Here is a 6,806-nt window from a genome sequence, read left to right on the forward strand (position 1 = left end):
GAATCGATCAATGCAGTTGTTTTCTTTCGAGGTGTCGTCATTAGTAAGAAAGCTACCCGTTCCTTAGCCGGTATTGCTGGAATTGTCGCCGTTGCCACCTTAATCAGTAAGGTTTTTGGTTTAGTCCGCGAACAGGTAATCGCCGCTGCCTACGGTGTTGGGCCGGTGGTGAACGCCTACGCTTTTGCCTACGTTATCCCCGGTTTTCTGTTAATTCTCCTCGGTGGCATTAACGGCCCCTTTCACAGCGCTTTGGTCAGTGTTTTGGCCAAAAGAGATAAATCCGAGTCCGCGCCGATTGTCGAGACTATTACCACCCTAGTCAGTGCGATTTTATTAGCTGTCACCGTCTTTTTAATCGTTTTTGCCAATATTTTTATCGATGTTCTCGCCCCCGGTTTAGATGCCGCCACCCGCAGCATGGCCATTCAACAACTGCAAATTATGGCCCCCATGGCGGTTTTAGCTGGTTTAATCGGCATCGGTTTCGGTACTCTCAACGCGGCGGATCAATACTGGCTACCGAGTCTCAGTCCGCTTTTTTCCAGTGTGGCGGTGATTATCGGGGTGGGTTTGCTGGCTTGGTTCGTTGGCGATCGCATTGATGAGCCGCAATATGTGCAACTGGGGGGTTTTGTCCTCGCTGGCGGTACTCTCGTTGGGGCGCTCTGGCAATGGTTAGCACAAGTGGGCGCACAAGTCAAGGCAGGTTTAGGAAAATTAACATTTCGTTGGGATTGGCGGATACCGGGGGTGTCGGAGGTGTTGCGGGTGATGATTCCGGCGACCTTATCTTCGGGAATGTTGCATATTAACGTTTATACTGACCTCTTTTTCGCTTCTTTTATCGAAAATGCCGCCGCTTCCATGCGTTACGCCAGTTTTATCGTTCTCACGCCCTTGGGCATCATGTCCAACATGATTCTCGTGCCGTTTATGCCGATATTTTCTCGACTGACGGAACCGGAAAATTGGGGAGAATTGAAGCAAAGAATCCGTCAGGGTTTATTATTGACGGCTTTAACCATGTTACCCTTCACGGCTATCTTTATCGCCCTCGCTTTCCCGGTAGTGCGGGTTATCTATCAACGGGGTGCCTTTAATCTGGCTGCCTCGGAACAGGTGGTTCCCGTATTAATGGCCTACGGTTTCGGGATGTTTTTCTATCTTGGCCGCGATGTTTTAGTACGCGTGTTCTATGCTTTGGGTGATGGTGACACTCCCTTTAAGGTGAGTATGGTGAATATTTTTCTCAATGGTGTGCTGGATTTCCTCTTGTATAAACCTTTTGGTACTCCGGGGATTGTTTTAGCAACTGTGGGGGTTAATATCCTTTCTATGGGCATTTTTACGGTAATTTTAAATCGTCGTTTAGGAGGTTTACCTCTAGGAGAATGGGGTTTATCCTTATTGGGATTAACGGTAATTACAATACTTTCTGGTGTTGGTAGTTGGGGTGCTAGTTGGGGTTGGGAAAAGGTTTTCGGTGCTGGTAATATTTTCTTACAATTATTACAGTTAGGTTTGGCCTCAACGGTAGCGGTGGGTTTATTCCTCCTCGGTGCGATGTTATTGAAGTTACCAGAATTAGACCTATTAATCTCGCGAGTTCGTCAGAAGTTATTGAAAAAATCTTAGGTTTAAGTTGCTGCCTCACCTCATCATTACATAGGGTTTGCTGAAAAAGTTTTTTCTGGGGGCAGGGTGTAGGGTGTAGGGTGTAGGGTTTTACCGATTTTCATCTGGTCAATTATCTAATTTTCAGGGAAAAAGTACCTGAATTTTTCCCCCAATCACTCCAAGGGTCGGCACTTTTTGATGGGCAAAAGGTATAAAACCCTTACCTCGTCTATATTTCACATTTATTCAGCAAACCCTATTTATTTTTAGGAATTGGGGGCAGTTGCGGTGATTTTCGGCGAGAATTAGAACCGGATATTTTCGGGGGTAGGGGTGCAGAATTGCGATTAGATAAACTTTGAAGGCTCTTTTTCATATTAGCAGGTTCTGGCAGTTCTAGAGTTACCCCTTCTCTAGCGGTCATTGTTTCCTCTGGTAGGCATAAATCAAAAACAAAGGCAGAATTATTGGTTAAATCAGCAAATTCTAATTTTACCATCTCCGGAGAGGATTCTTGTGCTAATAAAGGTTCAATTTCGGTTTTAATTAACTGTTCTAATTGAGCCAGATAATTGATCTTAACAGGAGTAACAATTAAAGTTAACATTTCTTGCCAACCTTGCCCCCCTAATTCTGCCAGAATATCCCCATAACAGCGAATTTTCCAGCTACCTATTCCTAAATCTCGATAGGAAAAAATTTCTAGCCAACCCCCGGCATCCGATCGATAATAATGAGTATATCTTTCACTACTGTCCGGAGATTCGTAATCGATACGCACTTCAATATGAGCAAAAGGAGAATCCAGACGGGCTAAAAGACGATAGTTTCCCGAGACAATTTCTAGAGAATTAGTAGAAATTGTGCGTCCGTGATTCTCCCCTTGTTTTTGCAGTATAAATTCCATAATCTTAGCCTAGGCCTAATGTTTGGCCTCTTAGGTTTGGTGGGTAAAATGTATTCTAGGATACAGTCCCGCCAGCGAGCGAGTGGGCTGCATCTCACATTTGCAGGAATACCGACAATCAGCAATTATCAGTGACTCTTAGATGATGACAAATGTATCAGCAGCTGCGTGTAAGCATCCCACCGAAAAACTAATGCGCGGGGGGTTTGGGGGCGGCACTTCGACACGCTCAGTGACCGCGCCACGCCCCCAACGGGGGGTTTGGGGGGTAGAACCCCCCAAAAGCCTGGATTGAGTGGTAAAATCAGAAACAACGTCCGATTTTAGCAGAGGGTTTCCCCGTAAAAATCCCAATTGGTAGATTTACAAAAATGAGATGCACCCAGCGAGTAGAACTAACCACAAAGGACACAAAGAACAAGAGAGCCTAATGTTTGGCCATGACGCTAAAACTTAGGATTTGTGCCGAGAGATTTGCGCTTTTAATTCCCCTGCTTGTGTCAATAAATCCGCTTGGGTTAGACTAATTTGTTCTTGGGTGGCCATCCATTTCAGTTGTACCGTGCCATTTTCAGCCTCAGCATCCCCCAAAATTATACAGCCCACCGCCTTAGCTCGATCGGCCCGTTTAAATTGTTTTCCGAAAGCGCTGCCGCTTAAGTCTAACTCGACGCTAAACCCCAATCCGCGTAATTGTTGCGCTAACACCACACTGCGGGCCTCAGCTTTTTCTCCTTTGGAGACGAGATAAAAATCGGGAACCAAAAAAGATAAAGATTGCTTTTGTTGTAATAATATAATCAGACGTTCTAAACCGATCGCCCAACCCACTGCTGGTGTGTCTGGTCCGCCTAATTGAGCTATTAAACCATCATAACGACCCCCACCGCAAACCGTAGCTTGAGCGCCTAAATCATCGGACTGAATTTCAAAGGCCGTATGAGTGTAATAGTCCAATCCTCGCACTAAACAGGGATTAATATTATAGATAACTCCCAAATCGGTTAGTAAAGATTGCACCCGTTCAAAATGCTTTTGAGAATCACTGCCTAGATGCTCAAGAATACTGGGGGCATTCTTACAGATAATCTTGGTTTTCTCGTCCTTACTATCCAAAATTCGCAGGGGATTTTTTTCTAATCTCTGTTGAGAATCCGCGTCTAAATCAGCTTTGTAGGGAGTCAAATAATCTAGCAAGGCCTGACGATAATTTTGCCTATCTTGGGCATTTCCCAGGGAATTAATATCTAATTTTAGGTTTTCTAGCCCCACAGCTTTTAATATCTCGCTGGCAAGGGTAATTACTTCCACATCCGCCCTAGGGTCATCACTTCCCAACAATTCGACCCCAATTTGATGAAACTGTCGCTGCCTACCCGCTTGCGGACGTTCATAACGAAACATCGGCCCCTTATACCAGAGTCTTTGTACTCCTCCGGCGGCCTGTAATTTGTGTTCAATATAGGCGCGAACGACCCCAGCCGTTCCCTCCGGTCGCAAAGTCAGGGAACGTTGACCGCGATCGAGGAAAGTGTACATTTCTTTACCCACCACGTCCGTCGCTTCCCCGATACCCCGTTCAAAAAGTTGCGTCTGTTCAAAAATGGGAGTTCGTATCTCTTGATACAGCGCAGTCCCTAAAATTCTGCTGGCAGTTTCCTCTAACCACTGCCAGTAACCGATCTCCGCCGGTAAAATATCTTTTGTGCCTCGGATTGCCTGGATTTCGCCCATAGTTCTCTGTATTTTTATCCCTATTTGAACAATCTTAAACCGCTTAGAGTCACTAATACCGTCGATCCTTCATGACCGATGACACCAAGAGGTAAAGTTATATCACCGGCAAAATTGGCTATTAGCAATATGCCGATAAACGCGAGGGCGAAAGTGATATTCTGTTTAACAATGCGATTGGCACGACGACCGAGGTTAATTGCGCTGGGAATTTTGGCTAAATTATCGGACATAAGGATAATATCGGCCGTTTCCAAGGCCACATCACTACCAGCTTTTCCCATGGCAATCCCCACATTAGCCATAGCTAAAGCGGGCGCGTCATTAATGCCATCCCCCACCATAGCGACAGTGTGATATTTTTCTTGGAGATTTTTGATCACGGTTAACTTATCTTCGGGCAGTAAATCAGCGTAAACCTCCTCAATACCGAGTTTTTCAGCAACTTTATCGGCACTTTGTTGATTATCACCCGTAATTAAAACGATATGTTCGATACCGATCTTTTTTAGCTGCTTCACCAGATTAACTGCCGATTCCCGCAGGGTATCAGCCACAGCGATCGCACCGATTATTTGATTCTCTTGTACTACCCAAACTAGGGTTCTGCCTTCTTTTTGTAAACGTTCGCGGATAGCTAAAATATTCTGGTCAAGATCAGCAATATGGTCACGAATATAGGCAAAATTGCCCACAGATACCGACTTATCGGCAATTTTTCCCGTGATACCCCGTCCCGATACCGCTTGCACCTGATTAGCACTGAAGAAATTTATACCACGTTCCCTGGCTGTGGCGGTAATAGCGGATCCGATGGGATGTTCCGAACAGGATTCTAGGGATGCAGCCACCGCTAACACCTCATTTTCGCTGACTGCATGGATAGGGATAATTTCCACCACTTGCAACTTACCAAGGGTGAGAGTGCCGGTTTTATCAAAAGCGATCGCTCGTATGCGGCCGATCATCTCCAATCTTGCGCCATTTTTGAATAAAATCCCCTGTTTTGCCCCGTTAGCGATACCCGATAACAAAGCTGGCATAATTGAGGCCATTAAAGCACAGGGAGAAGCCACCACGAGAAAAATTAAGGCCCGATAGATGGTGGTTTCCCAGGTCCAACCCCAGAAAAAAGGCGGTAAAATCCCGAAAATTAAGCCCAAAATCACGATAATTTTCGCATAACCTCGCTCGAAACCTTCGATAAACTCTTGGGAGGGAGGGGATTCATTTTGCGCTTTTTCTACCAAACGAATCACCCTCTCAATTAAGCGACTTTCGGGGGGAGTTTCCACCTTTAAACGTAGCACTCCCGCACCGTTGAGAGTTCCCGCAAAGACTTCTTCACCGATGGTTTTATCCACGGGAAGCGATTCTCCGGTAATTGGCGCTTGATTGATGGGACTGTTTCCCTCCATAATAATGCCATCAATGGGGATTAATTCACCCGGTTTGACTAAAACTGTATCACCGATCCGTAATTGCTTGATAGGAACCTCTTTTTCCCTGTCTCCCGTGATTAATCTAGCAGTATCGGGAGTCATCGCCATGAGAGAACGAATATTGCGATCGGTTTTTGCCATGGCAATCTGTTCTAATGCGCCACTAATAGCGAAAATCAGGATTAAAATGGCTCCATCGATGATGAGATAGTAATTACTGTCCCAGAGTCCCAAAATCGCCGCCCCCAAGGCCGCTACAATCATTAACAGGTCCACATCTAGTTCTTTTTCCTCCCATAAAGTCGTCAATCCTGCTTGGGTACTCTCGTATCCTCCCACCAGATATGCGATCGCTAGTAGGATAAAAGCCAGGCCGATCAGATTAAGGTGTAGGCATAACCAACCAAAAAAGACTAAAATAGCGCAAATTCCTGCGGCAACTGCCGAGGAATACTCAGACAACCAAGAGGACGAGATACTCTGAATCATGGATCGATGGCAATTACTTTTCTCCCCATTCTAGAAAAAATTGGATCGATGCAGAAAACCCCTAGTACGTTATCCCCTGCAGCTAACCTAACCGATAATAATTGGAATTTTGCCGAGTTTTGGATCGATCCGCTGCTATCTCCTCCCTATATCTTGCTTTTACTGGCTGAATCTTCAGGAAACTATCGCGTGTACGATCCTTCTGAGAGTTATCAGGTAGTATTCACCGGTGCGAGTTACGAGGAAGCGGAAAATTGGCTACTAGAGGACGAATTTGAACCGGTAGAGGGACGACTTTCGGCAGTAGAGATATAATTTCCTTATCTTCTTGACGCTTTTCTTCGATGCTATCCTTACTAAAAAAGCTCTGGAATTGGCTAAAATCGCTCTTTATTGCCAGTCCGAAGGCAATTAACCCCAAAGAAGTCAAAAATACTCCTCCAGAACCCCGTGACGCACCAGCGGAATAGACCGAACTCATGAAAACCGACACGATTTTCTACCGACTTTTTCAAACCTTTCCCGATCTTCTGTTTGAGTTAATCGACTTTCCCAGGGAATTAGCCGATTTCTATCGATTTTCCTCCGTAGAGGTGAAACAACTATCTTTTCGC

At 45.3% G+C, this 6,806-nt stretch carries 8 protein-coding genes; 4 read left to right on the forward strand and 4 right to left on the reverse strand.

The genetic code is table 11. The features are described from left to right. The coding region (gene murJ, locus ACOCD9_RS08945) for a murein biosynthesis integral membrane protein MurJ (protein ID WP_419547142.1) at nucleotides 1–1,638 on the forward strand (1,638 nt) is incomplete at its 5' end. 238 nt (nucleotides 1,639–1,876) lie between these two features. On the opposite strand, the gene ACOCD9_RS08950 is transcribed toward murJ, so the two are convergent. The 4 genes from ACOCD9_RS08950 to ACOCD9_RS08965 form a co-directional block, all read right to left on the reverse strand. Then, the gene (locus tag ACOCD9_RS08950; protein WP_419547144.1) at nucleotides 1,877–2,527 is read right to left on the reverse strand and encodes a hypothetical protein; all 651 of its coding nucleotides are present in this window, start codon (nucleotides 2,525–2,527) and stop codon (nucleotides 1,877–1,879) included. 138 nt (nucleotides 2,528–2,665) lie between these two features. After that, nucleotides 2,666–2,881 (reverse strand): hypothetical protein, encoded by a 216-nt coding sequence (locus ACOCD9_RS08955; RefSeq protein ID WP_419547145.1) that lies wholly within the window; start codon nucleotides 2,879–2,881, stop codon nucleotides 2,666–2,668. 99 nt (nucleotides 2,882–2,980) lie between these two features. Beyond that, entirely contained in the window at nucleotides 2,981–4,261 is a 1,281-nt protein-coding gene (hisS, locus tag ACOCD9_RS08960) for a histidine--tRNA ligase (RefSeq protein ID WP_419547147.1), read from the reverse strand. A gap of 20 nt (nucleotides 4,262–4,281) precedes the next feature. Then, nucleotides 4,282–6,192: a heavy metal translocating P-type ATPase gene (locus ACOCD9_RS08965; protein ID WP_419547148.1), complete on the reverse strand. Its 1,911-nt coding sequence runs from the start codon at nucleotides 6,190–6,192 to the stop codon at nucleotides 4,282–4,284. Between the two features lie 6 nt (nucleotides 6,193–6,198). On the opposite strand from ACOCD9_RS08965, the gene ACOCD9_RS08970 reads away from it, so the two are divergent. The 3 genes from ACOCD9_RS08970 to ACOCD9_RS08980 all read left to right on the forward strand — a co-directional run. Further along, the gene (locus ACOCD9_RS08970; protein WP_419547149.1) at nucleotides 6,199–6,507 is read left to right on the forward strand and encodes a hypothetical protein; all 309 of its coding nucleotides are present in this window, start codon (nucleotides 6,199–6,201) and stop codon (nucleotides 6,505–6,507) included. A gap of 29 nt (nucleotides 6,508–6,536) precedes the next feature. Then, nucleotides 6,537–6,662: a hypothetical protein gene (locus ACOCD9_RS08975; RefSeq protein ID WP_271948157.1), complete on the forward strand. Its 126-nt coding sequence runs from the start codon at nucleotides 6,537–6,539 to the stop codon at nucleotides 6,660–6,662. 9 nt (nucleotides 6,663–6,671) lie between these two features. Beyond that, the coding region (locus ACOCD9_RS08980) for a DUF2887 domain-containing protein (protein WP_419547150.1) at nucleotides 6,672–6,806 on the forward strand (135 nt) is incomplete at its 3' end.

Source organism: Microcystis sp. (assembly GCF_048564745.1).
Classification (GTDB): Bacteria; Cyanobacteriota; Cyanobacteriia; order Cyanobacteriales; family Microcystaceae; genus Microcystis; species Microcystis ichthyoblabe_A.

What these genes read in the sequence shown, in the direction of transcription:
- ACOCD9_RS08950 (WP_419547144.1), bottom strand. Translation starts at nt 2,527, where the DNA reads ATGGAATTTATACTGCAAAAACAAGGGGAGAATCACGGACGCACAATT.
- hisS (WP_419547147.1), bottom strand. Translation starts at nt 4,261, where the DNA reads ATGGGCGAAATCCAGGCAATCCGAGGCACAAAAGATATTTTACCGGCG.
- ACOCD9_RS08975 (WP_271948157.1), top strand. Translation starts at nt 6,537, where the DNA reads ATGCTATCCTTACTAAAAAAGCTCTGGAATTGGCTAAAATCGCTCTTT.
- ACOCD9_RS08970 (WP_419547149.1), top strand. Translation starts at nt 6,199, where the DNA reads ATGGCAATTACTTTTCTCCCCATTCTAGAAAAAATTGGATCGATGCAG.
- ACOCD9_RS08965 (WP_419547148.1), bottom strand. Translation starts at nt 6,192, where the DNA reads ATGATTCAGAGTATCTCGTCCTCTTGGTTGTCTGAGTATTCCTCGGCA.